We start from the raw sequence: 26398 nt of genomic DNA, 5'->3' as shown, positions 1-26398 counted from the left end.
TCAGCCCTGGCTCGGTTTGCCGGTCACCAGACCGACCTGGGACAATTCCAGACGCCGCAGAAGGTCCAGCACTTCGATGACCTTCTGGTACTGCACCGTGGCATCGCCGCGCACGATCACCGGAAAATCAGGGTTCTGGGCCTTCTCGATGCGCAGGCGCTCTTCCAGTTCCGCCAGGGTCACCGGATAGGCATCGAGAAACACCTGGCCGCCGTCGTTGACCGAAATCGCCTTGGTCTTGGCTTCGGACAGCGATACCGAGGCGCTGGCCTTGGGCAGGTTGATCTGGATGCCCGACACCTGCGCCGTGGCGGTGAGGATGAACATCACCAGCACCACCATGAGCACGTCCACCAGCGGCGTGATGTTGATGCTGTCCACCGCGGCGTCATCGTCGTCATCGTGCGAAGCATTTACGCTAGCCATCGCGATTTCCTCAGGCCGGTACGGAGGTTGGGTGGTGATGATCGCGGCGGTGAGTCGCTTCGCCGGACTGCCCTTCACCGTGCATCTCCGCCAGGCGGGTGATGAACTCATCGACGAACACCCGCATGTCGGCACTGACTTCCTTGTTTCGGGTGATCAGCCGGTTGTAGCCAAACAGCGCGGGAATCGCGACGAACAACCCCATGGCGGTGGCGAGCAATGCCGCGGCCATGCCGGGAGCGATGGCGTTGATGTTCACGTCGCCGGCCATGGCCGTGCCCAGAAACACCACCATGATCCCCAGCACGGTGCCGAGCAGGCCAATGTAGGGCCCACCGGCGATGGCGTTGGACAAGGTCGAGAGTTTCGAACTGAGTTGCTGGTTTTCCCGGGTGCGCACGCCGTCCATGGAGCAGCGGATCGCTTCGATAGTCGCGGCCGACACCGATGAGGTATCGGCGCCCTGCTCGCGACGGGTACGGATTTCCTTGACCGCCACCAGGTACAAGCGCCACAGGGACGAATGTTGCAGGCGCTGGGCCAGGTCCTGGTCGTCGGCGAACATCTCCAGGCGTGTGCCGACCCGGGCGAACTGTTCGCGAAAGGCTTCGTTGGCCGAGCTGACCCGACTGACCATGCGGTTCTTGCGGATCATGATGACCCACGATTGGACCATCATCAGCACCAGTATCGAGATGATCACCCAAGCGTCCATCGGCACAGCGTTAAGCAAAAAGCCCAGGCTGCCGAAGCCGAAGCCGGACTGCTCTTCATCGACCCCGTAGGCCACCAGTTTCGATTCGGCGCCCTGAGCGTTGGCGTCGGCCAACAGCAGCGGTGCCGGGCGGGCTACCTTGGACAGGCGGGCCTCGTCCAGGGCACCACTGAACGGTGCGAAGGACCCGGTGGAGACATCGGCCCCCAGAGCAATGGGCGTATTGAACGCCGGCATCGCCACCGCAAGGCTCGCGGTTTCACGGCCGTTGACGTACAGCACCACCCGGTCTCCCGAAGCGGTCACCGCCAGATGTTGCCATTGGCCGGGGTTCAGCGGTTGGGTGGAGACGGCGCGTTGATCGTTGACTGCCAGGAACGGCACGCCCTGGTTGACGCCGACCAACAGGCTGGCAGTGGTTTCGCGGCGAGCCAGGATGACCTGCTCACCGCTGGCCTGGTCCTGACGCAACCAGGCGCTGAAGGTGAATGCCGCGCCGGCGTTGTGTTGCAACGACGGGCTGGCGGGCAGCAGCAGCGGCTGGCCGTTGAACTGCAAGGCGCGGCCGATCACGCCATCGATGCTGGTGCCGGCGGCGCCTTGGGCATTGTTGCCGTAGGCCGTGGTGTCCCGGGGTGGTACACCGGTTGCTCCGTCAAAGTGATACAGCGCGGTGTAGTCCGGGTCGAAGGTCAGTTGACCGCTGGCAGTGGCCGGTGCCTTCTGGTTGCCGTAATACATCCAGAAATCCTGGCGCTGGCCGCCCTCCACGCTCGGCACATCGACCCAGATCAGTGCCATGCCCATCAACGGGTCGAAGCTTTCGATCTGGTGATTGAACACCGTCTTGTCATCGGCACTGACGAAACGCAGGTCCGAGCCGTCCTCCTTGACCCCGTCGAAGGTGAAATTGCCGGTGTGCAGGCGCACCAGCAACGCGGTGCGGCCGAGGGCCTGGGCAATGGCCGCGCCTTGGGGTGTGGTGTCCACCGAAATCTGTTTGCGGTAGTGCCAATCGTCCTGCCACCAGGCATTGGCTGTCGCCGGAAGGACCAGCCCCAGGCAGATCAACAGGGATAACAATAAGCGTTGCATGGCATGACTCCTGGGTTCAAAACGTCGCTTGCAGGTTGAGGTGCAGGCGTGATTCCTGTTTCGTGGTGTTCGGACCGTCGAGCAGCGGATAGCCCCAATCGAGGCTGCCCGACAGCCATTTGCTCAGGCTTGCGCGGGTGCCGAGGCCAACGCTGGCCAGGCTGTAGTCGGCTTCCTGATCGGGCAATTCGTCACGCAGGTACAACTGCGCGCCTTCGGCAAACGCGTAGAACCGCCATTCCTGGACGTAGCTGCCGACGAACCTGGCGAGAGAGGGTGTGCGCAACTCCTGGGACAGCAGGTAGCCGTCGTCCCCGGTGCGTTCGGCGGCCAGGTAGCCGCGTATGGAGGTGGCACCACCGGCGGAGAACTGTTCGTTGGACACCAGCGGCCCGGACGCCAATTGGAACGCGGCCTTGGACGCGCTCTGCCAGTCGTTGCCGAAGGTGAAGGTGTAATTGCCGTCGCCCTTGAGCACGGCAAAGCTGGGGCTGGCGCGGTAGCGCTTGTAGTCGAACTCTTCGTCCGAACTTCCGTAGCCCAGCAAGCTTCGCGTCCCCGCCACCAGACTCAGGCCAAGGCCCAGCTGGCTGCTTTCGGTATAGCGATACCCGCTATAGGCAAAGGTGAAGGGTGCGTACTTGAGCGGGGCCTTGTCGCTGGAACCGCCCAGGCTCAACTCTTCATCGAAATCCTTGAAATCCACGCCGGCGGACAAGGTATTGGACCAGGCGCCACTGGAGGGCAGGCTGTAGATCGCCGAGACCCCGTAGGAATGCCCCTTGCCCAGCACGTTGCTACCACCGACGGTCGCCACGTTGCTGTCGGATTGGTAGCCGGAGAACTGCACGCTCCAGCGTTCATTCAACGGCGCGGTGTAGGACCCCGACCAGACCTTGGCGTTGTCAGTGTCCTGGGGCGCAGTGAAGAAGGTCAGCGAAACGCTATGCCCCAGTTGCCAGAGGTTGTTGTAGCCCAGGCTGGCGACGGTACGCAGCTTCTCGGTGTCGGCACTGTAATCGTTGTTCAGGCCGAGACTGGCCTGCCAGGGGTTCTGGTCCTCGACCTGCAGATCCACGTCCATGGTCCCGGGCCGCTGGCCTTCGCGGACCAGGGGCATCACCTGGCGCCCCGGGGTCTTGTTCAACTGCGCCAGTTCGGCCTGGACCTGGGCAAAATCAGGCACCTCGCCTTCCTTGAGCGCCGGGACGTCCTCGCGGATTTCCAGTGGCGAATAATGCTTGGCGCCGACGACCCTGACCCGGCCGACCTTGGTTTCGCTGACCTGCAGATAAACGATGCCGTCTTCGACCTTTTGCTCCGGCAGTTCGACGAACACCGATTGATAGCCCCGAGCCTGATAAGCCTTCTGCAGGGCATCGCGGGCTCCTTCGATATCGCTCATCGCTTTCTGCGGACCGAGGAACGGGTACACCGCCTCCTCGATGGCGCGGGCGTCGAGCACGGTGTTGCCGCGCACGAAATACTCGTTCACGTCCACCAGACGGGCCGCCGCCGGGGCCTCGGTCCCTTCCTGCGCGGCGAGGGCCGACGGGCCGCCGACTGTCAGCAACAGCCAGCCCCACAGCGCCGGCCGTGACTTGAAGAAATGCTCCACACCACCCCCTGAATTCAAAGTACCGCTCAATTGCCGGTCGTCGCTGTCGTGGCGTGCCGCGCCAGCCAGGTGTGCAACAGCGCGAAGTTCAAGGAGAACTCCGGCATTTGCAGCAAGGCGCCACAGAACACTTCGCCGATGATTTTCTGGATAAGTCGCACGGCACGCACATCGCCCAACAACGTGGCGAGGTCCCTGCTCAAGATGTCGTAGCTCCAGACCTTCTGATTCAGCTCCAGGCCGACGAACCAGCGGAACAGCAGGTTGTAATTGAGCTGCTCGTAGAGTTGCTGCTCGCTGGGCACCGAATAGAGCAGTTGCAGCAAAAGAATGTGCATGGCGGTCTGCGGCGCAATCCGCATCCCGGCGTCGTTATCGAGGGCTTGCAGTACGTTGCGATGCTCGTTCAGGAGGTCGTCGATTTGCGGACGCAGCAAGACCAGCGAGTGGCCCTGCGGGATGTAACTTGACACTTCCTTGAGCGCGCCCTGCCAGTCATCCTGGGAAACGATCCAGACCCATGGCGCGCCATAGCGATACACCGAGACCGGCTGCTTGCGCGCCGCCTCGACGATCTTCGACAGCCGCTGATCGAGCTCCTGCATGCCCACTTTCGAATAACGTTCCATAGTCCCCATCGCCTCACTCCCGGCTTTGCGCCCCGGTTTCGAAAGACCTCGAAGGTCTCCTCGAACGCGTCACACAGGCATGACGGGAATGGCGATGTGCTACCGAACTTTTGTCATGAAAGCTTCATGTGGTCTTTCCGGAACAGGGCTCCCTCTTCCGAGGTAGGCCTGCCGAGGCATAGGCCGGCGAGGGTTGGAGCCCTACCATGGCGGTACGCGGAGGTACGCCATGTTGACCCACCCTTCTATCGTTCTACTGTTGCGCCGTCATCATCTGTTCAGCCAGTTGCCGGAGCGTGTCTTCGAAGAGGTGTGCGGATTGGCTGTGCTCAAGCGCCTGGCTTGCAACGGCACGCTCATGCACCAGGGAGACCCGGCCAAGCGTTTTTTCCTGTTGATCAGCGGCCAGATCAAGTTGTTCCGGGTCACCGGCGAAGGCCAGGAAAACCTGGTGGAAATCATCCAGCCGGGGCAGACCTTCGCCGAAGCCCTGCTGTTCAGCCAGGCCCGCTGCTATCCGGTGAGTGCGTCGGCGCTCAAGGACAGCGTGTTGGTGAGTATCGAGGGCGCCCATTACCGCAAGGCCCTGGAAGACCAGCCCAAGGTCTGCCTGGCGATCCTGGCGAGCATGAGCGTGCACTTGCACCAACGCCTCAGGGACATCGACAACCTGACCCTGGCCAGCGCCAGCCGGCGCGTGATCAATTTCCTGCTGCAAGAACGTGATCCACGGGACGGCCAGGTGGTATTGCAGGTATCCAAGCGCCTGGTGGCTTCCAAGCTGGGGATCCAGCCGGAAACCTTCTCGCGGATTCTTCATCGCCTGGTGGACGGCGGCCTGATCACCATGGAGCGACGCAACATCCGCATCCTCGCCGAAGCGGAGCTGGCGGATTACCAGCAATGATGTGCTTGAACCTGTTTGGTCCGTGGCATGGTTAACACCTGTGGCGAGGGGATTTATCCCCGCTGGGACGCGGCGCGTCCCCCAAAGCTGTTATCGGTGAGTGCCAAATAAATCGAACAACGCGTTGGGGCCGCTGTGCAGCCCAGCGGGGATAAATCCCCTCGCCACAGGTGAGTGATCGATCCTTCAATGTTCACTCGCGTCCGTAGCGATCAGGGGCAGCAAATGCCCAAACAACGCCTCCCCTTCCTCTTCCGTGCAATCCACACCAAAACGCTTGCGCAAGCCCAACTGGTTCAGGATCACATGCACGTCCGCCGCCAGATCATGTTGTTGCAGGCAGGCCTGGACGCACTGCAACGCGCAACCGTCCAGTGCAATGATCCGCCGCCCCGAGCGCGCCTTGTTGACCAGGGGCGTCACGTGCCCGCCCACCCCGACGATGCAGGACATCTCGGCCAGGCCGGCCCGGTCCAGGCGTAAGGCAACCGAGTTGGCCAGTTGCGCGACGTTGGAACAACCGGAACAGGAATACACCAGGGGTAGTTCGTTCGAGACTTTCATCACGCTGAAGCCAATCCCTTCCCCGCCCGTTCCAGATTGCGCCATAACCACGGCGGCAGTACGTCCGGGTCAAGGCTGTCGATCAGGTTCTTCACCGCCAGGCCCAGTTCGGTATCACCCTCGATGACCAGCCGGCGGCGGAAGAACAAGGTATCGGGGTCTTCCTGACGGCTGGCCAGCAACAGGAATTCACGCCAGTTGCCGCTGATGGTGACCTGGGCGTCGGCCCGTTCGGCAATGCGCAGCCCATCGCGCGCCAGCGTCAGGTACCAGCACAATTTCAGGTCGAGCACCCGCAGACACAACCAGCGACCGCGCAGCACATCGAATCCGCCCTCGCGCAGCGGTTCGGCGAGGCAGCGATTGAGGGCCTGCTGCAAGGCCAGGCGCTGCACCACAAAAGGCACCTTGCCCACCAGTGGCAGCAAGCGATCGGCGCCCTTGAGCACCCATTTCTTCGGACTCAGCACAGGCCAGCCTCCTCGACTTTCAGCATGCCGGCCTGACCGTGCCAGTAGCCGTTGCACCCCTCGACGAACAGCGGCGGCGCCTCGCCCCGCCGGACGTTGTCGAACGCGGTCACCACTTCGGCCATGCCCTGGGCCCGTGGACTGAGGCGCAGCACATCCGCACCGCAGGCCATCAGTGCGTTGTAATCGGCCAGCAGATTGGTCGGCTCCCCGGACATCGTCTGGATGCCATTGAGGGTGAATAATGACTGACCTTCCTGGCTGCTCAGCGCCAGGCCATCGGGGTAGTTGATGCAGCAGAACTGACAATCATCCTTGGGCCGGTTTTCCGCACGCGCGGTAAAGCAACGTGCCGAATAGGCCAAGGGCAGATGCCCGTAGGAAAAGATTTCCACCTCCGGCACCTCACGGTCCATGTCCCGCACCTGCTCCAGCACATCGGCGATCAGCGCGGCCGAGCACTCCACCGGCGGCACCCAGCGGATCATCCCGCTGTCGAGCAGTTGCGCCAGGGCATGGCCGTTATAGAGGTTCAGCGCCGGACCGCCCACGAATGGCAGCTTGCGCTCGGCAAGGAAGTGCACCGCGCCCATGTCGTTGGCTTCCACCAGCAACTGACCGTTGTCGCACAGCCGACGCAACGTGGACAGCTCCGATGCGGCCTCGATCAGCGTCAGACTCGACAATACGATTTGCGCCTGGCTGCAAGCCTGAAGCTCACGCCCAAGGCCCAGCCATTGATCCAGCGAGAAGGCCCGGCGTTTCGAGCATACGGTTTCTCCCAGGTAGATCACGTCCAGCGGCAATGCCGACATGTCAGCGTAGAAATTCCCCAGTTGTGTTTTGTCCCAATAGAACAGGACCGGTCCCAGGCTGAGTTTCATCAGGCTTCCCTCATTGCCATGATCGATGGTAGGCACCCAGGGTGGTCTGGCTGCCTTCCGACAGACCGGCCAACACCTGGCGCCATTCTTCCCGCACCCGGAACCGTTGCGGCGCGGACCGGTGTGTATCCAGTGCCGCACGCCAGACCCGGGTCACCTGCTCGACATAAGCCGGGCTGCGTTGGCGACCTTCGATCTTCACCGCCTCGACGCCAACCGCCGCCAGCTCCGGCAGCAAATCGAGGGTGTCCAGGCTGGTGGGTTCTTCCAGTGCATGGAAACGCTTGCCACCCACCAGGAAACGGCCCTTGCACAAGGTCGGATAGCCGGCCGGTTCTTCAGGGGTGTAGCGGTCGATCAGCACTTCGCTCAAGCGTGCGCTCAAGCCCTGGGCGTCTTCGCTCCAGCGCACCGCCTTGGCAGGCGAGCAGACACCGCACAGGTTCGGTGATTCCCCTGTGATGTAGGAAGACAAGTGACAGCGCCCCTCGGCCATGATGCACAGGCTGCCGAAACCGAAGACCTCAATGGGCACGGGGCTGTTCGCCGCCACCTGGCGCACCTGGGCCAGGGACAGCACCCGAGGCAGCACGGCACGGCGAATGTCATAGCGCTGAGCGTAAAAGGACAGCGCCGCCGCGTGGGTCGCCGAGCCCTGTACCGACAGATGCAGCGCCAGGTGTGGATGGCGCTGACTGGCGTAGCCGAGCACGCCGGGGTCGGCGGCGATCAGGGCATCCACGCCGAAATCGGCGGCTCGATCCACTGCCCGCTGCCAGCGCTCCCAGCCCTTGGGTTGCGGGTAGGTATTGACCGCCACGTAGAGCTTGCGTTGGTGCTGGCGGATATGCGCGACCGCGGCATCGAATTGCTTATCGTCCATATTCAGCCCGGCGAAATGCCGGGCATTGGTGTCGTCGCGAAAGCCGACATAGACGGCATCGGCGCCTTGGCGCACGGCCGCTTTGAGGGCAGGCAGATTCCCTGCCGGGCAAACCAGTTGCATGGGGCATCCTCATGGAAGAACTAACAGCGCCGCCCAGTCTAGCCAGCCACCGGGCGAGCACCTTGACGGCAATCAATTGCCGTCAATGCATCAATGCGGTGAACGGCACATACATCACCCGGTCGTGCTTGTGCACCAGGGTGTCCCGTTCCACCACCGCCAGCCCATCCGCCCAACACGCGGCACTCAACATCGCCGAACTCTGCTGGGGATGCAGCTCCACGCACAAATGACCATTGGCATCCGGGACGAGTCTGGCGCGCAGGTACTGCCGACGCTTGTTGCGCTGCAGCCAATCGAAACCCGCCGGCAACGGCAGCGGCACGGGCAGCACATCGACCATGCCCTGAGCCCGAAGCAGGAACGGCCGCACCACGACCAGCGCCGTCACCAGCGCCGCCGACGAATTGCCCGGTAAACCGATCCACGGCTTGCCCATCACATCACCAAACGCCAGGGGCTTACCCGGCTGGATCGCCAGGCGCCAGAGGTCGATATTGCCCAAGGCTTCGATGGCCTGCTTGAGGTGGTCTTCCTCGCCCACCGACACACCGCCCGAAGTCAGCAGCAGGTCACACTCGCCAGCAGCCAGGCCCAACGCTTGCCGGCTGGCCTGCAACCGATCGGGCATGACGCCAAAATCGTGCACCTCGACCCCCCAGCCACGCAGCAGCGCGGCGAGACTCTGGCGGTTGCTGTTGTAGATCTGCCCGGGCGCCAGCGGCTCCCCCGGTTCGCGCAGCTCATCGCCGCTGCTGAGCAGTCCCACCCGCAACGGACGATACGCCTCCACGTGCGCAATCCCGGCACCGGCGAGCAACCCCAACTCCTGGGCACGCAGGCGTGTGCCGGCGCTCAGCAAGCGTGCGCCCTGGCGCAGTTCTTCACCTTCCTTGCGTACATGATCACCCGGCTGAATCGACACAACCCACACGCGCTCGCCTTCCACCCGACAGCTTTCCTGGGGCACCACCGTGTCAGCACCCGGCGGCAGTGGTGCGCCGGTGAAAATCCGCACCGCCTGCCCTTCTTGCAACGAAGCGCCGGGGCCGTCGCCCGCGGCGATTCGTCCACTCACCGTCAGGTAGCCGCCGACGCTCGGCACGTCGGCGGCGCGCAGGGCGTAACCGTCCATGGCGCTGTTATCCCAGGCCGGCAGGTTCATGGGGCAGATGACATCGGCGGCCAGCACCCGGCCCAGGGCCTGGCCCAGGGCAACCGACTGTACGAACGGTGGCGGCGGCGCCTGGTCGAGCAGATGACGAATCGCCTCGTCCACGGGCATCAGCGCACCGCTGTCACAGGCCGAACCGCATCCACGGCTGCTCATGACCGTGTCTCGCAAGCGACCGGGGCGACGCCCGCCTGTGGCTTGAGATGGGGAGTGAAGTTGCAGGGGCCGGTGCGACTGTCCAACTGCGAGGCCAGGACCTGTTCCCAACCGGTCCGGCACGCGCCGGGCGAACCCGGCAGGCAGCACACCAACACGCCATTGCTCATACCGGCCAACGCCCGGGATTGCAGGCTGGACATGCCGATTTCCGCCAGCGAGACCTGGCGGAACAGTTCACCAAAACCGTCCACTTGCTTATCCAGCAAGGGCAGGACCGCTTGTGGTGTGTTGTCCCGTGGCGTGAAGCCGGTACCGCCGGTCATCAGCACCACTTGCACGTCGGGCGCGGCGATCCACTGCGAGACCTGGGCGCGGATCTGGTAGATGTCGTCCTTTACCAGCCCGCGGTCGACCAGCACATGACCGGCCGTTTGCAGCAAATCGATAAGCGTCTGCCCGGAGGTGTCGGTGTCGAAACTGCGGGTATCGCTGATGGTCAAGACCGCGATATTCAGCGGTTGGAAGAGGCGTTGCGTCAGATGGGCCATGGTTTCAGCCGTCCTGTCAGAAAAGATGGCCCAGCCTGAACTGCAATCCTCCCCCGGCCTATTCCTCCATGGAGGTACCTCCCCTGGTGCTCAGGGCGCCAGACGACTGCGCTGCCAGATACCCGCCCGCAAGCGGTAGTCGAGGCGATCATGCAGACGGTCAGCGCGGCCCTGCCAGAACTCCAGCCGCTCGGGGCACAGGCAATAGCCACCCCAGTGCTCGGGACGCGGCACCGGTTGGTCCGGGAAACGCTGTTGGACCTGCGCCAGCGACACCTCCAGCGCAGCCCGCCCCTCCACCGGAGAACTTTGCGGCGACGCCCAGGCACCGAGGCGACTGGCCACGGGGCGGGAGTTGAAATAGGCATCCGACAGCGCCGGGGCGAGCCGGTGGACCTGCCCTTCGATGCGCACTTGTCGTTCCAGTCCCGGCCAGAAAAACGTCATGGCCGCCCAGGAATTGACCGCCAGGTCCCGCCCCTTGGCGCTGTCATAGTTGCCGAAAAATACAAAGCCGTTCTTGTCGAAGCCCTTGAGCAACAGCACCCGGGCATGGGGCCGACCCTGTGGGTCGACCGTCGCCAGGACCATGCTGTTGGCTTCCACCGGCGGGCTTTCGGTGGCGCGGGCCTGTTGCATCCAGCGCTCGAACAGGGCCAACGGCTCGTCCGGCGCCTGGGCTTCGTCGAGGCCATCGCGGGTGTATTGGCGGCGCATATCGGCCAGGGATAGGGGCATGGCAATGAGCTCCACGTTGGATTTGGCCCAGTGTGGATTTTGTGGCCTGGGGAGGCCTTGATCGTTGTCAATGCCGGCTTATCTGTTGAATGTGCCGGCCTCTTCGCGAGCAAGCCCGCTCCCACAGTCGACCGTGTTCGCCTGTGGGAGCGGGCTTGCTCGCGAAGGCCGCACCCCGGTTGCACGGGGTTACTTAAGCCCCAACCGCCGCGCCAGCTTGTGCAAGTTGCTCGGATCGATCTCCAGCAGCCGCGCCGCGCCGGCCCAGTTCTGCCCGCAACGCTCCAGGGCCTTGAGGATTGCCTGGCGCTGGCAGGCGTCGACGGTTTCATTCAGAGACAGCAACGGTGCATCGTCTGGCGCCACAGGCGAGTCCTGCCGCGCTTGCACCGCGTTGGCATTGACGTCCAGGTCAAGCACCTGGGGTTCCAGGGTCATGATCAGGCTGCGACTGGCGCCCCGACTCAATTGCTTCAACGCGGCGCGGCTGATGACATGCTCCAGCTCCCGCACGTTACCCGGCCAACGGTAGGCCAACAGGGCCTGCTCGGCCGCCGGCGACAGGCGCAGCCCGCGCAGGCCCAACCGCGTGCGGTTCAATTCGAGGAAATGCCCCGCCAGCATCAGCACATCGTGACCACGCTCGCGCAGCGGTGGAATCGGCACCGGATAGACCGAAAGCCGATGATACAGGTCGGCGCGAAACAGCCCGTCGCGAATGCTGTCAGGCAGGTGCCGATTGGTCGCGGCAATAATGCGCACGTCCACGTGCAGCGGCTTGTCCGCCCCCAGCCGCTGGATTTCGCCATTTTGCAGGGTGCGCAGCAGTTTGGCCTGCACGCTCAACGGCAGCTCGCCCACCTCATCGAGGAACAGCGTGCCGCCATTGGCCGCGTCGAAGCGTCCGGCGCGATCCGTCGTCGCCCCCGAGAACGCCCCCTTGACGTGACCGAACAGCTCGCTTTCGGCCAGGGATTCCGGCAATGCCGCGCAATTGACCTGGATCAGCGGCTTGTGACCACGCCGGGACAGACGATGCAGGCGCCGGGCAAACAGTTCCTTGCCCACGCCGGTTTCGCCCAGCAACAGCACCGGAAGTTCGGAATCGGCCAGTACGTCGAGCTCGTTGAGCAACTGCTCCAGTCCCTCGCTGCGTCCGATGATCTCCCCCTCCTCGGCCGGCACGCGCAAGTCCGACGGGTCGCTGCGCGACGCCCGCAGGCTGCGGTTCTCCTGTTCGAGCCGGGTCACCCGCACCGCTGCCTCGATCTGCAGAGTGCAGCGCTTGAGCTCCTCGCGGGCCCGACTGTCGAAGGTGCCTGCGTGCAACGCATCCAGGGTAATCGCGCCCCAGAGGCGCCCCTCCACGTACAGGCTCACCCCCATGCAGTCGTGCACCGGCAGCGGTTCACCGACATGGTGATCGAGCAGGCCGTCGTAGGGGTCCGGCAGGCGGCTGTCGGGCTCGAACCAGGTGGGTTCACGCGAGGCCATGATCGCCGCCAGACGTGGGTGTTGGGCGATCACGAAGCGCCTGCCCAACGCCTCATGGACCAGCCCCACGGTCGCCACGGGTCTCAGGCTGTCGTCGTCCAGGCGCAGTAAACCCACGGCGCCACTGTTGAAGTATTCGCGCAGGGTCTGCACCAGACGCTGCAACCGTACGGCATTGGGCAGCTCGACGATCAGGTCGGCGGCCAGGCTTTCACGCAGCATGGTAATGAGTACCCTCCAGGGTTCGTTTGACCCCTTCCGGCCAGGGTAGGAATCACCCCGACGTAGAAATATTCGTTGCTTTTCAAGCAGTTGAATCTGGCATGCGGGCTGCAGAGTCCGGTTATCCGTCCCATCCGGGATTCAACCCAAGGAACCACGATGAGCCTCGATCTGCTGGAACAAAGCCTCGGCCAGTTGGCCTGCGACATCCCCGGTGCCACCCGTACCTTCCATCACTACAACCTCGACTTCTGTTGCGGCGGGCAAAAGACCCTGCGCGAAGCGGCGCTGAACAAAGGGCTTAACCCACTGCTGATCGCCGAAGCCCTCGGTACGCTGCAAGCCACCGGAGAACCGGGCCATGACTGGCGCAACGAACCCCAGGGACGGTTGATCGCCCACATCGTGGAACGCTACCACGCCCGCCACCGCGAACAACTGCCGGAACTGATCCGCCTGGCCCGTCGCGTCGAGCACGTACATGGCGCACGCGCCAGTTGCCCCAACGGCCTGGCCAACCACCTGGAAGACATGTACCAGGAACTCGAAGGCCACATGCTCAAGGAAGAACAAGTGCTGTTCCCGATGCTGCAACACGGCCTGGGTGAACGAGCCTCGGCGCCGATCCAGGTGCTGCGCTACGAACACGACCAGCACGGCGAAGCCCTGGAAATCATGCTCACCCTGACCAACCAGATCACCCCGCCGGCCGATGCCTGCAACACCTGGCGCGCGCTGTATCGCGGTCTCGCGGAACTGCGTGACGACCTGATGGAGCATATTCACCTGGAGAACAATGTGCTGTTCATCAATGCGATGAAGGCAGCCCACTGACCCAGACACAGCACCGCTCCTCTGTGGGAGCGGGCTTGCTCGCGAAAGCGCTGTGTCAGGCGGCATTGATGCCAGCTGTTCCACCGCTTTCGCGAGCAAGCCCGCTCCCACATCAAGATTGGCAGGGCTCGTCCACCTTCAAAACTGCCAATAGAACATCGCCTTCGCCAACACCACGATCAGCACCATGTGCCCAAGAATGCTGCGCCGCAACCAGCAGGCCCACCCCGGACTCAACCGACCTTGGGTCAGCCAGTAAGCCAGCAACAGATAGTGCCCGATGATGCTCAACGCCAGCAGAATTTTCAGGCTCAGCAGCAGGCCAAAGCTGTTGCTCAACGGCTGGCTCAACGCACCGCGATGCTGCCAGGCCAGTCCGATCCCGGCGCAGTACAACACCAGCACCACGCCATGCAGCACATGCCGCGACCGCTTGGCGATGGACTGGTCGGCCGCCTCACGGGCGTCCTGGGCCAACGGCCTGCGGGCGGCATGCCAGATAAACACTTCGAAAAACAGCGTGCCGATGAAGGCGATCGCCGCCAACAGATGCATGACCAGCAAAATCCCGTACATCATCGATCACCTGCGGGCAGTCGGTTCATCCCGGATGTCCATCCACTCGTGACTTCACCAGCATCGGACCGTACCGCCAGGCATAGAGCCCGAACGCCAGCGTCCAGCACACCCCTGCCAGCCACAACGCGGCCAGCGGGAAGACCATCACCAGCAGTACGCGACTCAGGCAGGCCAGGTTAAGCAGGATGAACGCCAGGGTCATGCCCGCCGGCGGTTCCAGCGGTCGCCCGGTGTGGCCCAGGCTGACGCGGGCGATCATTGCCAGGATGAGGCCGGCCATGGCGCCAATGGTCAAGCTGTGCACGGCCAGGCTCGGGTTCAACGGCGCACCGAAATGCCAGAGCGCCATGCCCAGGCAAGCCAGCACCAGCCAGGCGTACGCCAAGTGCAGCGACCACAGCAACGGCACACGCCACAGATCGCGATCATGCCAACGCACCAGCCGGATGCCATGCCCCAGCGCCAATGCGGCGAACAGCAGGCCGCATCCAAGGTTGGCGGTCAACGCTGGCCCAAACGCGTACAACAACGCCACCGCCGCCGAACCCGCCAGCAACAGCCGGTCGAGCCATGGCCAAGGGGCAACGCCCTCTACCCGGCCAAGACCGCGCTGGGTGAAGAACGGGATCACCCGGCCGCCGATCAGCCCCATCATCGCCGCCACCAGCCACAGGCCAGTCAGCACGCTCTGGCGTTGCAAGCCTTCGTCGTGCCGCACCAGCCCGTAGACGGACAAGCCATCCGCCGCGGCCAACAGCAGCAAGACCAGCACAATCGGATAATTTCGCTTCTGCCGCACACGCCACAACGTGACGCCCATGGCCACTGCGACCGCCAGGGCGAACCCCAACTCCAAGACCATCAGCAACGCCCACGGTGCATTGACCAACCAGGCCAGCCGCGCCCCCAGCCACAACAGCGCCAACGCCGCCAGGCGCCTGCCACTGAGCCCCGGCGTACCGGTCCAGGTCTGCACGGCCGTCAACAGGAACCCGGCGATAATCGCCAGGCCGAAGCCGAACAACAATTCATGACGGTGCCAGGCGAGCCAGCCTCCCGCCGGTTGCCAGGCAGACAGTTGACCACTGAACACCGCCAGCCACAGCGGGATGACCGACACGGCAAGCACACAGCCAGCCAGGAAAAACGGCCGGAACGCCAGGCGCCACAGCGGCGGGATGGCCATGGCCTTGCGACGATCGAGCACTTGCATACCTCACTCCTTTACCGCTTCACGGTGCCGTCCTGTCGATGAAGATCAACAGGATCCGAATGATCGGCTATCGATGCGAACAGGCCTTGTCTCAGATCAAGCAAGCCCATCGGCGGATCGCCTTGCATGGAGCCTTGCAAGGGGCTTGCCGAAACGCGTCGCAAAACATCCGGCCCTTACCCCTGTAGGAGCAAAGCTTGCTCGCGATAGCGGTGGGGCATTCCCATCGACGTCTAATGTGCCACCGCAATCGCGAGCAAGCTTTGCTCCCACAGGCCCTACACATAGAGGCATTGGGGTACTTATTACCCTTTTATGGTGATTATCACCCTGTTTTGCCAAGGTCTTTAATACCCTGATCGGCCGCAGACGCCCAAACATAAGGGCCTCAGCCATGGCCCAGCTCTTGCTCTGGCAGGAGAACACGATTCTTTCCCACGGGGTTGCCATGAAAGTTGCCATGAAACACGTCGTCTTGCCGCTTACCTGGTTCGTTCTGCTGTCCTGCGTCGTGGCGCTGGCGAGCAGCCTGTCCCTGAGCCTCGTCTGACCCCTTTTCCCTTTGCCCACACAAGGATCCACGCCATGGTGCTCCACCGCGTCCATCACCAGATTCTGCGCAGCCATCACTTATTCGAACCGCTCAACGAAGAACAGCTCGACGAACTGATGAGTACCAGCCAACTGCTGAACATCGACAAGGGCGATCCGCTGTTCCGCCAGGGCGAACCGGCCCAGGCGTTTTACTTCGTGATCGCCGGGGCGGTGAAGATCTACCGGCTGACGCCGGACGGCCAGGAGAAAGTGTTCGAAGTGATCGGCGAGCGCCAGACCTTCGCCGAAGCCATGATGTTGATGGACACGCCCAACTACGTGGCGTCGGCCGAAGCCGTCGGCCCGACTCAGTTATATCGCTTGTCCAATGCCACGTACTTGCGTCTCCTGCAGAGCAACAGTCGGCTGACCTTCGCCCTGCTCGGCAAGCTGTGCGTGCGCCTGCACCAGCGGGTCAACGAGATCGAAACCCTTTCGCTGAAGAACGCCACCCACCGCGTGGTCCGCTACCTGCTGACGCAATTGGTGCGCCTGCAACCGGTGGAAAGCCAATTCGAACTGCCAATGGCCAAGCAGTTGATCGCCGGGCACCTGTCCATCCAGCCGGAAACCTTCTCGCGGATTATCCGGCGCCTGATCGACGAGAAAATCATCACCCAGGACGGTCGCCAGATTGCCATTCTCGATCGCCCGCGCCTGGAGCAGTTCGAATGAGTCCGCAGCCCACCTGCCTGTACTGCCAGCAGACCAATCCCGTGAGTGAAACCCAATGCCGCCAGTGCGGCATGCCCCTGCCGACCGAAGCGGCACAGGCGCAGGAACGCCGGCTGCGACGCTTCACCTGGTTCTGTGTGGGGCTGACGGTTTTCTGCGTCGTGATGTTTTTCTGGTTGCCGCGCAGCATCGCCTGACCCTCTCAGTCCTGCGTCAGTTGCCGGTACAACTGCGGCAACCGCAGCGGTAACTGCTCGGGCTGACGGATCAAGGTGTAACCGTTGGCCCCGAACATGTAAGGCAGATAATCCCCCGCTTCGCGATCGATGGTGATGCAGAACGGCGTCAGCCCCTGGCGCCGGGCTTCCAGCACCGCCTGGCGGGTGTCCTCCACACCGTAGCGCCCCTCATAGCGATCCAGGTCGTTGGGCTTGCCATCGCTGAGCAACAGCAACAACTTACGCCGCCGCTTGCAGCTCGCCAACTGCTGCGTGGCCTGGCGGATGGCCGCGCCCATGCGCGTGTAGTAACCGGGCTTGAGCCCCTGGATGCGGCCGCGGGTGTGGTCGTCATAACGCTGCTTGAACGCCTTGAGTTCGTGCATGCGTACCTGCTGGCGCCGCAAGGACGAAAACCCGTACAGGGCGAAATCATCCCCAAGTACCGATAGTGTTTCGGCGAACAGCAACAGGCTGTCGCGGATCACGTCGATCACTCGGTGTTCGTCGTTGAGGTGGGCGTCGGTGGACATCGACAGGTCCGCCAACAGCAGGCAGGCCAGGTCGCGACGAGTCTGGCGCTGCTCCATGAACAGGCCGCGCTCACTGCACGGGCCTTGCTGGCGTTCGACGTGAAAGTCCAGCCAGGCTTGCAGATCCAACTCCGAACCCTGGGTTTGCTGACGCAGCCACTGACGGTCGTTGCGCAGGTGCTCGAACTGGCGACGCAACCGCTGGGCCGGAGCACGCAGGCGTGGCGGAAGGGGCTGGGGTTCGCAGTCGCGAGGAATGAAGGTCTGCAAACTGACGAAGTCCGCCTGGAGGCGTTGCTTGCGGTAGTCCCATTCCGGCAACAGGATGCCCTCGCCCAACGGGATGTCATCCACGTCTGCGGGCGGCAGATCCAGGTGCAGTTTCAACCCGCCACCCTTGCGCAATCGGGTGCGCGATAGGGTCAACTGGTCCAGGTCTTCGGCCACCCGGGCGGCATCCGGATCTTCGCTGTCGTCCGACCAGCGATCCAGATCCACGTGCTCGGTCCAACTGAACAGGTTCTCCAGGCGAACGATGAGCAACCCACCGTCACGGGTGGTTTCCTCGATACGCTCGGCGCGCTTGCGACCGCCCCGCTGCTCGCCCGGTGGCGTCGCGAGGTATTGCTCGGACTCCTCGAGGCTGGCCGCCTGGGGGTTGCTCAAGTGACGGGGCGGATACAGCCATAGCGGCAAGGGCCAGGCGGCACGCTCGCTACGGGGAAAATGCTCGACACTGCCCGGCTCGCGCAGGGCCTGGCACAGCGCTCGCTCCAACGCGGCTTCGGCCGGGCTCAGCGAATCAGGATCGGGGCGCAGGGACAAATGCGCGTCCACCAGCCGTCGATAGCGCGGACGCAGCGCGGGGTAGCGCCGCAACAGTGCCAGGGTCCAGCGCTGGTTATCACGCCCCCAGTGCTTCATGGGCCCCGATTGCGCCGCCAGCAAGGCGAGCCAGCGATAAAGTTCCTCGTTCAGCCCGACATCGGGAAACGCCGCCAGGCTCGCCGGCAATCGCAAGTTGTCGCCATCGCACCAGGCCAGTGGTACCTGCTTGCAGGTACCGGCGATCTGCTGCAACAGGTTACGGCGCAGCAACAGTTCACGATCACTGACCGCTTCCACCCCCAGGTGCCGGGCACCGCCGGTGGCGCGAAACAGCACTTGCAAGGCGCGTTGCCGGGGGATCAGCTCCACCCGTGCTTCAGGGAAATCCGCGCTGGCACGCCGGGTGATGAAACGGTGCCAGACACTGCCGACCCATTCTTCCAGCTCCAGGGTGAAAGCCATGGTTATTGTCCTCCTCGGTCCCGCCTGAGCTGATATGGCGAGAGAGCTTGCTCCCTCGCCACACGTCAGCGTTCTCACCACAAAGATACCGGCGTCAGCGATCACTCACGACGGCACCACCGCGGCAGGCACACGTTGGGCTGCACGGCCGCGTTGACGGAAGCTCAAGAGGTAGCAGAGCAACCCCAGCAGGAACCCGACACCGCTGAGCAAACGTGCCCAGAACAACGGTTTCAAGTGATCCATGGTCGCCATGAAGGGCATGGCACTGCCATCCGCCGCCCAACGTTGCAGCCATACCTGGACCACGCCGGCCGCGGTGAGGAACAGGGTGATCATCACCATCGACAGGGTCATCAGCCAGAAGCCCCAGATTTCCAGTCGCTGGGAACGCTCGTCCGCTGCCTCGCCCAGACCGCGCAAACGCGGCATGGCGTAGCTGATCAGCGTCATCACGATCATCGCGTAAGCGCCGTAGAACGCCAGGTGGCCGTGGGCCGCCGTCAGTTGCGAGCCGTGGGTGTAATAGTTGACCGGTGCCAGGGTGTGCAGGAATCCCCAGACGCCTGCACCGAAGAACGCGGTGACCGTAGTGCCTTTGGCCCACAAGGTGGCGGCACGGTTGGGGTGCTGCCGACGGCGGTTCTTCACCATGCTGAAGGCGAATACCACCATCGCCAGAAACGGCAGCGGTTCCATCGCCGAGAAGATCGAGCCAACCCACAACCAGACCTCGGGCGCGCCGATCCAGAAGAAGTGGTGACCGGTGCCGATGATCCCGGTAATCAGCGCCATGGCGATGATCACGTACAACCATTTTTCCACCACTTCGCGGTCCACGCCGGTGACCTTGATCAGCACGAAGGCCAGCATCGCGCCCATGATCAGCTCCCAGACGCCTTCGACCCAAAGATGCACCACCCACCACCAGTAGTACTTGTCGCGGGCGAGGTTTTCCGGGTTGTAGAAGGAGAACAGGAAGAACACCGCCAGACCGATCAAGCCGGTCATCATGACCATGCTGACGGTGGTCTTGCGGCCCTTGAGCAAGGTCATGCCGATGTTGTAGAGAAAGCCCAGGCACACCACCACAATGCCCATTTTGGTGATCGTCGGCTGCTCCAGGAACTCACGCCCCATGGTCGGCAATAAGTCGTTTCCGGTCACTTTCGCCAGCGTGGCATAGGGCACCGAGAGGTAGCCCAGGATGGTCATCACCCCGGCCGCCGCGAATACCCAGAACAACAGCAGCGCCAGTTTCGGGCTGTGCAGTTCGCGGTCCGCCTCCTCCGGCACCAGGTAGTAGGCCGCGCCCATGAAGCCGAACAGCAGCCAGACGATCAACAGGTTGGTGTGGACCATGCGGGCCACGTTGAAAGGGATCAGCGGAAACAGGAAGTCGCCGACCACGTATTGCAGCCCCATGATCAAGCCGAACAACACCTGCCCCAGGAACAGCATCAGGGCGAACACGAAGTACGGTTTGGCGACGGCTTGCGAGGCGAATTTCAGATGCGGGTTAGCCATGCTCATCTCTCAGCCCTCCTTGTTTGGCGGCCAGCCATTGGTGTTGATTTTCGAGCTCCACTTGAGGAACTCGGCAATGTCGTCGACCTCCTGCTCGCTCAGGTTGAATTGCGGCATGGCCCGCCGTCCCGGTACGCCCAGGGGCTGCATTTTCATCCAGGCCTGGAGGAAAGGCTTGAAGGCTTCCTCGCCGCCGCGACGGTTGACCACGTTGCCCAGCTCCGGCGCAAAGTAAGCGCCCTCGCCCAGCAGCGTATGGCACCCGATGCAGTTGTTGCGCTCCCAGACGCCCTTGCCGCGAATCACCGATTCGGTCAACTGCGCCTGATTGCTGCGGTCTGGAAAGGTCTGTTCCGTGTGGTAGGTCAAGGCCAGGAATATCAGGAAAAAGAACACGCTTCCCCCGAAATAAATATTCCTGGCCATGCCTTTGGTGAAGGTATCTGACATGGTCACTTCCTCATTGCTTGGCGTGTTCATTCTAGGAAGCGAGGGGGTTGGAACCGCTTGATGGCGATCAAGAATTTCCGATGGTTTTGGTGGGTTGTTCCAGGAGCACCGCTGTTCCCCTGCGGCGAGGGGATTTATCCCCGCTGGGGCGCGAAGCGGTCCCCGACATTCGGTCTGACACACCGCGCAAGCACACACATTTGGGGCTGCTTCGCAGCCCAGCGGGGATAAATCCCCTCGCCACAAGGGTTTTATGTTCAGGGTTCAGATCGTGAGCAAGATTCCGATCGCGACCGCCAGCACCACCGCCCAGCTCAACACCAACCGTCGCCACAAGCGCGGCGCATGGCGCAGTTCCATGAAGCCGTCGGCGATCACCCAGGCCTTGGCCACGGCGACCGTCAATAAGGTGAAGGTGACCCATCCGGTGGCGTTGGCTTGCCCCAACGCCACGGTGCCGGCGCTGAGCATCGCCAGGGCTATCCAGCAAACGATCAGGACACGGCAAGTCGACATGTTGAACTCACTCAATCGAGGATGTAGACCAGCGGAAACAGCACCACCCACACCAGATCCACCATGTGCCAATACAACACGCCGGACTCCAGCCCACTGCACCGCTGGGGCCCGTAGCGACGTCGACGGCAACCCTCGGCCAGCCAGCCCAGGATCACCATGCCCAGCAGCACATGCAGGAAATGGAACGCCGTGAGAATCCAGTACAAGGTGAAGAAGGTGCTGTGTTCCAGGCCCAGGCCGCTGGCCGAGAGGTGGGCATACTCCGTGAGCTTGATGGCGACATAGCCACTGGCCGACAGCAGCGCCAGGCACAAGCACAACGCACCCCGGCGAGGTCGGTCCAGGCGCACCTGTTCCTGGGCCAGCGCCGCGAACAACCCGGCGGTCAGCAGGCTGAGGGTCATCGCCAGGCCAGTGGAGCGGTCCAGCCACTGCCGGCCTTCGCTGAAGGTCTGCGGATACAATGCCTGGGCAACCGTGAACGCCAGCATCAGCAAGGCGAACACCGACAGCTCGGCGAGGATGAAAAACCACATCGCCAGGTCACCCGGCAGATGTCGCCGGGTATCGATCGTGGTGTCAGCCGAAGTGGACATCGACCACATCCATCAACGCAGCAACCGTCTGCGGGTCGTCACTCAAGGGCTCGGCCAGGCACGCCAGGCAGGCCTGGCGCGGATCCATGCCGGCGCCGATCATGCGCGCCGCGAAGATCAGCAAGCGAGTGGAAGCGACTTCCTCCAGGTCATGCTGATCGAGCCGACGCAGCGCCTGTCCGAGCCGTACCACCTGGGCCGCCAGGGCCATGTCCACGTTGGCCTCGCGAGCCACGATACGTTCTTCATCGGCCGCCGCCGGATAGTCGAAGCGCATCGCCACGAAACGTTGGCGGGTGCTGGGTTTCATGCCTTTGAGCAGGTTCTGATAACCGGGGTTATAGGACACCACCAACATGAAGGACGGTGGCGCCTGGAGCACTTCGCCGGTGCGCTCCAGATACAGCTGACGACGGTCGTCCGCCAGCGGGTGCAATACCACCGCCGTGTCCTGACGCGCTTCGACCACTTCATCCAGATAACAGATACCGCCCTCGCGCACCGCCCGGGTCAATGGCCCGTCCTGCCACCAGGTGCCCTGGGCACCGATCAGGTGCCGACCGACCAGGTCGGCGGCGCTCAGGTCATCGTGGCACGCCACGGTGTACAGCGGCAGCTTCAGGCGGTGAGCCATGTGTTGGACAAAACGGGTTTTCCCGCAGCCCGTCGGGCCTTTGATCAGCACCGGCATGCCGTGGCGCCAGGCCTGCTCGAACAGCGCCGGCTCGTTGTCCTGGGGCTGGTAGAAGGGTTCGTCCGGCTGCTGGAGAGAAAGACTTGGGTTCATTGAATGACCTTCGCGAGCAATACGATTGCCGCTCACGCTACGGTGCCCTGCGACAACCTGGCAAGGCGCTCGGCGGGCAAACTTGATCGACGTCAAGCGGGTTACCAGCGACCAGGGAATAGCCTTGCATCGCACCCGGAACCTGCGCGCCGAACCTCCATTACAGCGCAGCGCGGGTCATGCCTGAGGAGAAATGGAATGCTGATCAGCCACAAAAAATCGTGGGTCTTGAGTGTCACGGCGCTGTGTACCGCGCTGGCTGCACCCCACGCCTTCGCCGACCAACCCGCCGCCCCGGAACAGCCCCGCATGGTCAAGACCGAAGGCGCGCCGGACCTGAGCCAGGCCGATTTCGACGCGGCCAAGGAAATCTACTTCCAGCGCTGCGCCGGCTGTCACGGCGTGCTGCGCAAGGGCGCAACCGGCAAGCCATTGACGCCCGACATCACTCAGGCGCGCGGCCAGGCCTATCTGGAAGCGCTGATCACCTACGGCTCGGCCGCCGGCATGCCGAACTGGGGCACCTCCAATGCCCTGACCAAGGACCAGATCACGGTCATGGCCAAGTTCATCCAGCACACCCCGCCGACGCCACCGGAATGGGGCATGGCCGAAACCCTCAAGACCTGGAAAGTGCTGGTCAAGCCGGAGGACCGGCCGAGCAAGCAACTCAACTCCCTGAACCTGCAAAACCTGTTCTCGGTGACGCTGCGTGACGATGGCAAGATCGCGCTGATCGACGGCGACAGCAAGAAGATCGTCAAGCTGATCGACACCGGTTATGCAGTGCACATTTCCCGCATCTCGGCCTCGGGACGCTACCTGCTGGTCATCGGTCGCGACGCCAAGATCGACATGATCGACCTGTGGCCGAAAGAACCGACCAAGGTCGCGGAGATCAAGGTGGGCATCGAAGCCCGCTCGGTGGAGACCTCCAAGTTCAAGGGCTATGAAGACAAATACGCCATTGCCGGCTCCTACTGGCCGCCGCAGTTCACCATCATGGATGGCGAGACCCTGGAGCCCAGGCAGATCGTGTCCACCCGCGGCATGACCGTCGACACCCAGCAGTACCACCCTGAACCACGGGTCGCCGCCATCATCGCGTCCCACGAATGGCCGGAGTTCATCGTCAACGTCAAGGAAACCGGCAAGGTGATGCTGGTCAACTACCAGGACATCAAGAACCTCACCATCACCAGCATCGACGCGGCGCCGTTCCTCCATGACGGCGGTTGGGACAGCAGCCACCGCTACTTCATGACGGCGGCGAACAACTCCAACAAGGTCGCGGTGATCGACTCCAAGGAGCGCAAGCTCACTGCCCTGGTGGACGTCGGCAAGACCCCGCATCCGGGACGCGGCGCCAACTTCAATCACCCACTCTACGGACCGGTCTGGGCCACCAGCCACCTGGGCGACGCCGGGGTTTCGCTGATTGGCACCGACCCGGTCAAGCACCCGCAATACGCCTGGAAACAGGTGGGCTCGCTCCAGGGCCAGGGCGGCGGTTCGCTGTTCATCAAGACCCATCCGCAGTCACGCCACCTGTACGTCGACACCACCCTCAGCCCCGATGCCAAGCTCAGCCAATCGGTGGCGGTGTTCAACATCGACAAGCTCGACGCCGGCTATACCGTGCTGCCGATTGCCGAGTATGCGGGCATCAAGAAAGGCGCGCTGCGCGTAGTGCAGCCGGAATACAACAAGGCCGGCGATGAGGTCTGGTTCTCGGTCTGGAGTGGTCAGGAAGACGAATCGGCGCTGGTGGTGATCGACGACAAGACCCTCAAGGTCAAGGATGTGATCAAGGACAAGCGCCTGATCACCCCGACCGGCAAATTCAACGTCTACAACACCCAACACGACATCTATTGAGCTCCATCAATAAGAGGAAAAACCATGAAGCCTATTCTGATCGCACTGGCCTTGACCGCTGTCTCCAGCCTGCAACCGGCCCTGGCCGAAGACGGACCGACGCTGTTCAAGAGCAAACCCTGCGCGGCCTGCCACTCCATTGACACCAAGGTGGTAGGCCCGGCGCTCAAGGATGTCGCGGCGAAAAACGCCAATGTCCCCGGGGCACAGGACGTGCTTGCCAAGCACATCAAGGAAGGCACCCAAGGTAATTGGGGCCCGATGCCGATGCCGGCCAACCCGGTGACGGAAGAGGAAGCCAAGGTATTGGCGGCGTGGGTGTTGAGCCTCAAATAACCCAGGCACAAAACCCTGTGGCGAGGGGATTTATCCCCGCTGGGCTGCAAAGCAGCCCCTCGGCAGGTTGACGCGGTTTGTCTGACTACCGAGCTGTCAGGTTTTGGGGCTGCTACGCAACCCAGCGGGGATAAATCCCCTCGCCACAGATAATGCCATTTCACAGACAAAGCTTCTTTCTGAAGAGGCGCGAAAATCTCAATCAGGAGGCGTCATGGAACGACACAGCTCTGCCCACCGGATCGGCGCCCTACTCCTGCTCTTCTGCACCTCGGTGCTGGCCGCGCCCGACAGCCAGCGCCAGGCTCAACTCCAGCATTTGCTGGACCAGGACTGCGGCGCCTGCCACGGCCTGTACCTGACCGGCGGCCTCGGCCCGTCGCTGACACCGCAGGCGCTGGCCGGCAAATCCCGCGACAGTCTCATCGCCACCGTCACCCTGGGACGCCCCGGTAGCGCCATGCCCGGCTGGGCAGCCCTGTTGGGCCCCGACGACATCCGCTGGCTGGTGGACCGGCTTCTGCAAGGAAAACCAGCCTCATGATCCGCGCCTTACTGACCTCGACCGCCATCGCCCTGTTGCTCTGCGGCTGCACCCAGACCCCGTTGCGCGGCAGCGGCGACCTGGGCGTGGTGGTGGAACGCGCCACCGGCAGCGTGCAAATCATCGAGAGCGACACCCGCACTGCCCTTGCCCGCGTCGACGGGCTGGGGGACCTGTCCCACGCTTCGGTGGTGTTCTCCCGCGACCAACGCTACGCCTATGTGTTCGGCCGCGATGGTGGGTTGAACAAGGTCGACCTGCTGACCGCGCGCATCGAGCGCCGGATTATCCAGGGCGGCAACAGCATCGGCGGCGCGATCAGCCAGGATGGCAAGCTGATCGCCGTTTCCAACTACGAACCCGGCGGCGTCAAGGTGTTCGATGCCCAGACCCTGGAGCAAATCGCCGATATTCCCGCCACCCCCTTGCCTGACGGTCACAAGCGTTCCCGGGTGGTGGGTCTGGTGGACGCACCGGGACAACGTTTCGTGTTCAGCCTGTTCGACACCGGCGAAATCTGGACCGCCGACTTCAGCCAGGGCCCAACGCCGCGCATCGAGCGTTTCACCGCCATCGGCCAGCAACCCTATGACGCGTTGATCACCCCGGACGGCCGCTATTACATGGCCGGGCTGTTCGGTGAGGACGGCATGGCGCAACTCGATCTCTGGCATCCGGAACGGGGCGTGAAACGCGTGCTTGGGCATTACGGACGTGGCGAGGCCCGACTGCCGGTGTACAAGATGCCTCACCTGGAAGGTTGGGCCCTGGCCGACCAGCAAGCTTTCGTTCCCGCCATCGGTCATCACCAGGTGTTGGTGATGAGTGCCCGCAACTGGCAACCGGTCGACGCCATTGCCGTCGCCGGCCAGCCGGTGTTTGTCACGGCCAGGCCGGATGGCCGTCAGGTGTGGGTCAACTTCGCCTACCCGGACAACGACCGCGTCCAGGTCATCGACACCCAGACCCACGCCATCGTCGCCGACCTGAAACCGGGACCCGCGGTGCTGCACATGGAGTTCACCGCACGGGGCGACCAGGTCTGGCTGTCGGTTCGCGATGGTAGCGAGGTACAGGTCTGGGATCCGTACCGGGTCGAGCGCCTGGGCGCCCTGCCCGCCCTCAACCCCAGCGGCATTTTCTTCAGCAGCCGTGCGCATAAACCGGGGTATTGAA

29 protein-coding genes are annotated in these 26398 nt (G+C 63.2%); 9 read left to right on the top strand and 20 right to left on the bottom strand.

Annotated elements, in window-relative coordinates:
• Genes EGM97_RS05360 through EGM97_RS05345 form a run of 4 tightly spaced genes read right to left on the bottom strand, consistent with a single transcriptional unit; the run spans nucleotide 1 to nucleotide 4483 of the window.
• Nucleotides 1–426 (bottom strand): ExbD/TolR family protein, encoded by a 426-nt coding sequence (locus tag EGM97_RS05360; RefSeq protein WP_053150914.1) that lies wholly within the window; start codon nucleotides 424–426, stop codon nucleotides 1–3.
• Between the two features lie 10 nt (nucleotides 427–436).
• Nucleotides 437–2236, bottom strand: a complete 1800-nt coding sequence (locus EGM97_RS05355; protein ID WP_238962924.1) for a DUF2341 domain-containing protein — start codon at nucleotides 2234–2236, stop codon at nucleotides 437–439.
• Nucleotides 2237–2252: 16 nt separating this feature from the next.
• Complete coding sequence (locus tag EGM97_RS05350; protein ID WP_238963019.1) at nucleotides 2253–3854, bottom strand: ShlB/FhaC/HecB family hemolysin secretion/activation protein; 1602 nt, start codon at nucleotides 3852–3854, stop codon at nucleotides 2253–2255.
• Nucleotides 3855–3880: 26 nt separating this feature from the next.
• Nucleotides 3881–4483, bottom strand: coding sequence for a transposase (locus EGM97_RS05345; RefSeq protein WP_238962923.1), 603 nt, complete (start codon nucleotides 4481–4483; stop codon nucleotides 3881–3883).
• A gap of 229 nt (nucleotides 4484–4712) precedes the next feature.
• Between EGM97_RS05345 and EGM97_RS05340 the strand changes: the two genes are divergently transcribed.
• Nucleotides 4713–5390 carry a Crp/Fnr family transcriptional regulator gene (locus tag EGM97_RS05340; RefSeq protein WP_238962922.1) on the top strand — a complete coding sequence of 226 codons (678 nt, stop codon included), beginning with the start codon at nucleotides 4713–4715 and terminating at the stop codon, nucleotides 5388–5390.
• Nucleotides 5391–5576: 186 nt separating this feature from the next.
• Here EGM97_RS05340 and EGM97_RS05335 read toward each other — a convergent pair whose 3' ends face one another.
• The 8 genes from EGM97_RS05335 to norR form a co-directional block, all read right to left on the bottom strand.
• Nucleotides 5577–5954 (bottom strand): putative zinc-binding protein, encoded by a 378-nt coding sequence (locus tag EGM97_RS05335; protein ID WP_238963018.1) that lies wholly within the window; start codon nucleotides 5952–5954, stop codon nucleotides 5577–5579.
• Nucleotides 5954–6424: a ubiquinone anaerobic biosynthesis accessory factor UbiT gene (gene ubiT, locus EGM97_RS05330; protein WP_238962921.1), complete on the bottom strand. Its 471-nt coding sequence runs from the start codon at nucleotides 6422–6424 to the stop codon at nucleotides 5954–5956. The genes EGM97_RS05335 and ubiT overlap by 1 nt, the downstream gene beginning before the upstream one ends.
• Nucleotides 6418–7308 (bottom strand): U32 family peptidase, encoded by an 891-nt coding sequence (locus tag EGM97_RS05325; RefSeq protein ID WP_238962920.1) that lies wholly within the window; start codon nucleotides 7306–7308, stop codon nucleotides 6418–6420. Before EGM97_RS05325 ends, ubiT begins: the two co-directional genes overlap by 7 nt.
• A gap of 10 nt (nucleotides 7309–7318) precedes the next feature.
• Nucleotides 7319–8314, bottom strand: a complete 996-nt coding sequence (ubiU, locus tag EGM97_RS05320; RefSeq protein ID WP_238962919.1) for a ubiquinone anaerobic biosynthesis protein UbiU — start codon at nucleotides 8312–8314, stop codon at nucleotides 7319–7321.
• 82 nt (nucleotides 8315–8396) lie between these two features.
• A complete protein-coding gene (locus EGM97_RS05315) occupies nucleotides 8397–9644 on the bottom strand; it encodes a molybdopterin molybdotransferase MoeA (RefSeq protein WP_238962918.1) in 1248 nt (415 codons plus the stop codon).
• Nucleotides 9641–10195, bottom strand: coding sequence for a molybdenum cofactor biosynthesis protein B (gene moaB, locus EGM97_RS05310; protein ID WP_238962917.1), 555 nt, complete (start codon nucleotides 10193–10195; stop codon nucleotides 9641–9643). Before moaB ends, EGM97_RS05315 begins: the two co-directional genes overlap by 4 nt.
• A 90-nt stretch (nucleotides 10196–10285) precedes the next feature.
• Nucleotides 10286–10933: a pyridoxamine 5'-phosphate oxidase gene (pdxH, locus tag EGM97_RS05305; RefSeq protein WP_238962916.1), complete on the bottom strand. Its 648-nt coding sequence runs from the start codon at nucleotides 10931–10933 to the stop codon at nucleotides 10286–10288.
• A gap of 189 nt (nucleotides 10934–11122) precedes the next feature.
• On the bottom strand, nucleotides 11123–12649 hold the full coding sequence (gene norR, locus EGM97_RS05300) for a nitric oxide reductase transcriptional regulator NorR (protein ID WP_238962915.1): 1527 nt from the start codon (nucleotides 12647–12649) through the stop codon (nucleotides 11123–11125).
• 159 nt (nucleotides 12650–12808) lie between these two features.
• Between norR and ytfE the strand changes: the two genes are divergently transcribed.
• Nucleotides 12809–13483, top strand: coding sequence for an iron-sulfur cluster repair protein YtfE (gene ytfE, locus EGM97_RS05295; RefSeq protein ID WP_238962914.1), 675 nt, complete (start codon nucleotides 12809–12811; stop codon nucleotides 13481–13483).
• A 138-nt stretch (nucleotides 13484–13621) separates the two neighbouring features.
• Here ytfE and EGM97_RS05290 read toward each other — a convergent pair whose 3' ends face one another.
• Nucleotides 13622–14062, bottom strand: coding sequence for a hypothetical protein (locus tag EGM97_RS05290; protein ID WP_238962913.1), 441 nt, complete (start codon nucleotides 14060–14062; stop codon nucleotides 13622–13624).
• A gap of 22 nt (nucleotides 14063–14084) precedes the next feature.
• Nucleotides 14085–15275, bottom strand: coding sequence for an NnrS family protein (locus EGM97_RS05285; RefSeq protein ID WP_238962912.1), 1191 nt, complete (start codon nucleotides 15273–15275; stop codon nucleotides 14085–14087).
• A gap of 394 nt (nucleotides 15276–15669) precedes the next feature.
• Here EGM97_RS05285 and EGM97_RS05280 point away from each other — a divergent pair, with 394 nt between their 5' ends.
• Genes EGM97_RS05280 through EGM97_RS05270 form a run of 3 tightly spaced genes read left to right on the top strand, consistent with a single transcriptional unit; the run spans nucleotide 15670 to nucleotide 16741 of the window.
• Nucleotides 15670–15825 (top strand): hypothetical protein, encoded by a 156-nt coding sequence (locus EGM97_RS05280; RefSeq protein ID WP_238962911.1) that lies wholly within the window; start codon nucleotides 15670–15672, stop codon nucleotides 15823–15825.
• 35 nt (nucleotides 15826–15860) lie between these two features.
• Nucleotides 15861–16544 (top strand): Crp/Fnr family transcriptional regulator, encoded by a 684-nt coding sequence (locus tag EGM97_RS05275; protein ID WP_238962910.1) that lies wholly within the window; start codon nucleotides 15861–15863, stop codon nucleotides 16542–16544.
• Complete coding sequence (locus tag EGM97_RS05270; RefSeq protein WP_238962909.1) at nucleotides 16541–16741, top strand: protein DnrP; 201 nt, start codon at nucleotides 16541–16543, stop codon at nucleotides 16739–16741. Before EGM97_RS05275 ends, EGM97_RS05270 begins: the two co-directional genes overlap by 4 nt.
• 5 nt (nucleotides 16742–16746) lie before the next feature.
• On the opposite strand, the gene EGM97_RS05265 is transcribed toward EGM97_RS05270, so the two are convergent.
• The 6 genes from EGM97_RS05265 to EGM97_RS05240 form a co-directional block, all read right to left on the bottom strand.
• Nucleotides 16747–18585 carry a nitric oxide reductase activation protein NorD gene (locus EGM97_RS05265; RefSeq protein ID WP_238962908.1) on the bottom strand — a complete coding sequence of 613 codons (1839 nt, stop codon included), beginning with the start codon at nucleotides 18583–18585 and terminating at the stop codon, nucleotides 16747–16749.
• A gap of 105 nt (nucleotides 18586–18690) precedes the next feature.
• Nucleotides 18691–20118 carry a cbb3-type cytochrome c oxidase subunit I gene (locus tag EGM97_RS05260; RefSeq protein ID WP_238962907.1) on the bottom strand — a complete coding sequence of 476 codons (1428 nt, stop codon included), beginning with the start codon at nucleotides 20116–20118 and terminating at the stop codon, nucleotides 18691–18693.
• A gap of 3 nt (nucleotides 20119–20121) precedes the next feature.
• Nucleotides 20122–20562 carry a c-type cytochrome gene (locus EGM97_RS05255; protein WP_053150849.1) on the bottom strand — a complete coding sequence of 147 codons (441 nt, stop codon included), beginning with the start codon at nucleotides 20560–20562 and terminating at the stop codon, nucleotides 20122–20124.
• Between the two features lie 264 nt (nucleotides 20563–20826).
• A complete protein-coding gene (locus EGM97_RS05250) occupies nucleotides 20827–21078 on the bottom strand; it encodes a cytochrome C oxidase subunit IV family protein (RefSeq protein WP_238962906.1) in 252 nt (83 codons plus the stop codon).
• A gap of 11 nt (nucleotides 21079–21089) precedes the next feature.
• On the bottom strand, nucleotides 21090–21677 hold the full coding sequence (locus EGM97_RS05245) for a cytochrome c oxidase subunit 3 family protein (protein ID WP_238962905.1): 588 nt from the start codon (nucleotides 21675–21677) through the stop codon (nucleotides 21090–21092).
• Entirely contained in the window at nucleotides 21661–22464 is an 804-nt protein-coding gene (locus EGM97_RS05240) for a CbbQ/NirQ/NorQ/GpvN family protein (RefSeq protein ID WP_238962904.1), read from the bottom strand. Before EGM97_RS05240 ends, EGM97_RS05245 begins: the two co-directional genes overlap by 17 nt.
• Before the next feature lie 198 nt (nucleotides 22465–22662).
• Between EGM97_RS05240 and EGM97_RS05235 the strand changes: the two genes are divergently transcribed.
• From EGM97_RS05235 to EGM97_RS05220, 4 genes are all read left to right on the top strand, one after another.
• Complete coding sequence (locus tag EGM97_RS05235; protein ID WP_477788780.1) at nucleotides 22663–24342, top strand: cytochrome D1 domain-containing protein; 1680 nt, start codon at nucleotides 22663–22665, stop codon at nucleotides 24340–24342.
• Between the two features lie 24 nt (nucleotides 24343–24366).
• Nucleotides 24367–24678 (top strand): c-type cytochrome, encoded by a 312-nt coding sequence (locus tag EGM97_RS05230; RefSeq protein ID WP_238962903.1) that lies wholly within the window; start codon nucleotides 24367–24369, stop codon nucleotides 24676–24678.
• Between the two features lie 214 nt (nucleotides 24679–24892).
• Entirely contained in the window at nucleotides 24893–25222 is a 330-nt protein-coding gene (locus tag EGM97_RS05225) for a c-type cytochrome (protein ID WP_238962902.1), read from the top strand.
• On the top strand, nucleotides 25219–26397 hold the full coding sequence (locus EGM97_RS05220; RefSeq protein ID WP_238962901.1) for a cytochrome D1 domain-containing protein: 1179 nt from the start codon (nucleotides 25219–25221) through the stop codon (nucleotides 26395–26397). The genes EGM97_RS05225 and EGM97_RS05220 overlap by 4 nt, the downstream gene beginning before the upstream one ends.
• Nucleotide 26398: the final 1 nt, after the last annotated feature.

The organism is Pseudomonas sp. AF32 (genome assembly GCF_022342325.2).
GTDB classification, from domain to species: domain Bacteria; phylum Pseudomonadota; class Gammaproteobacteria; order Pseudomonadales; family Pseudomonadaceae; genus Aquipseudomonas; species Aquipseudomonas uvaldensis.
The sequence above is the reverse complement of the archived record's forward strand: the minus strand, read 5'-3'. Positions and strand labels throughout refer to the sequence as shown.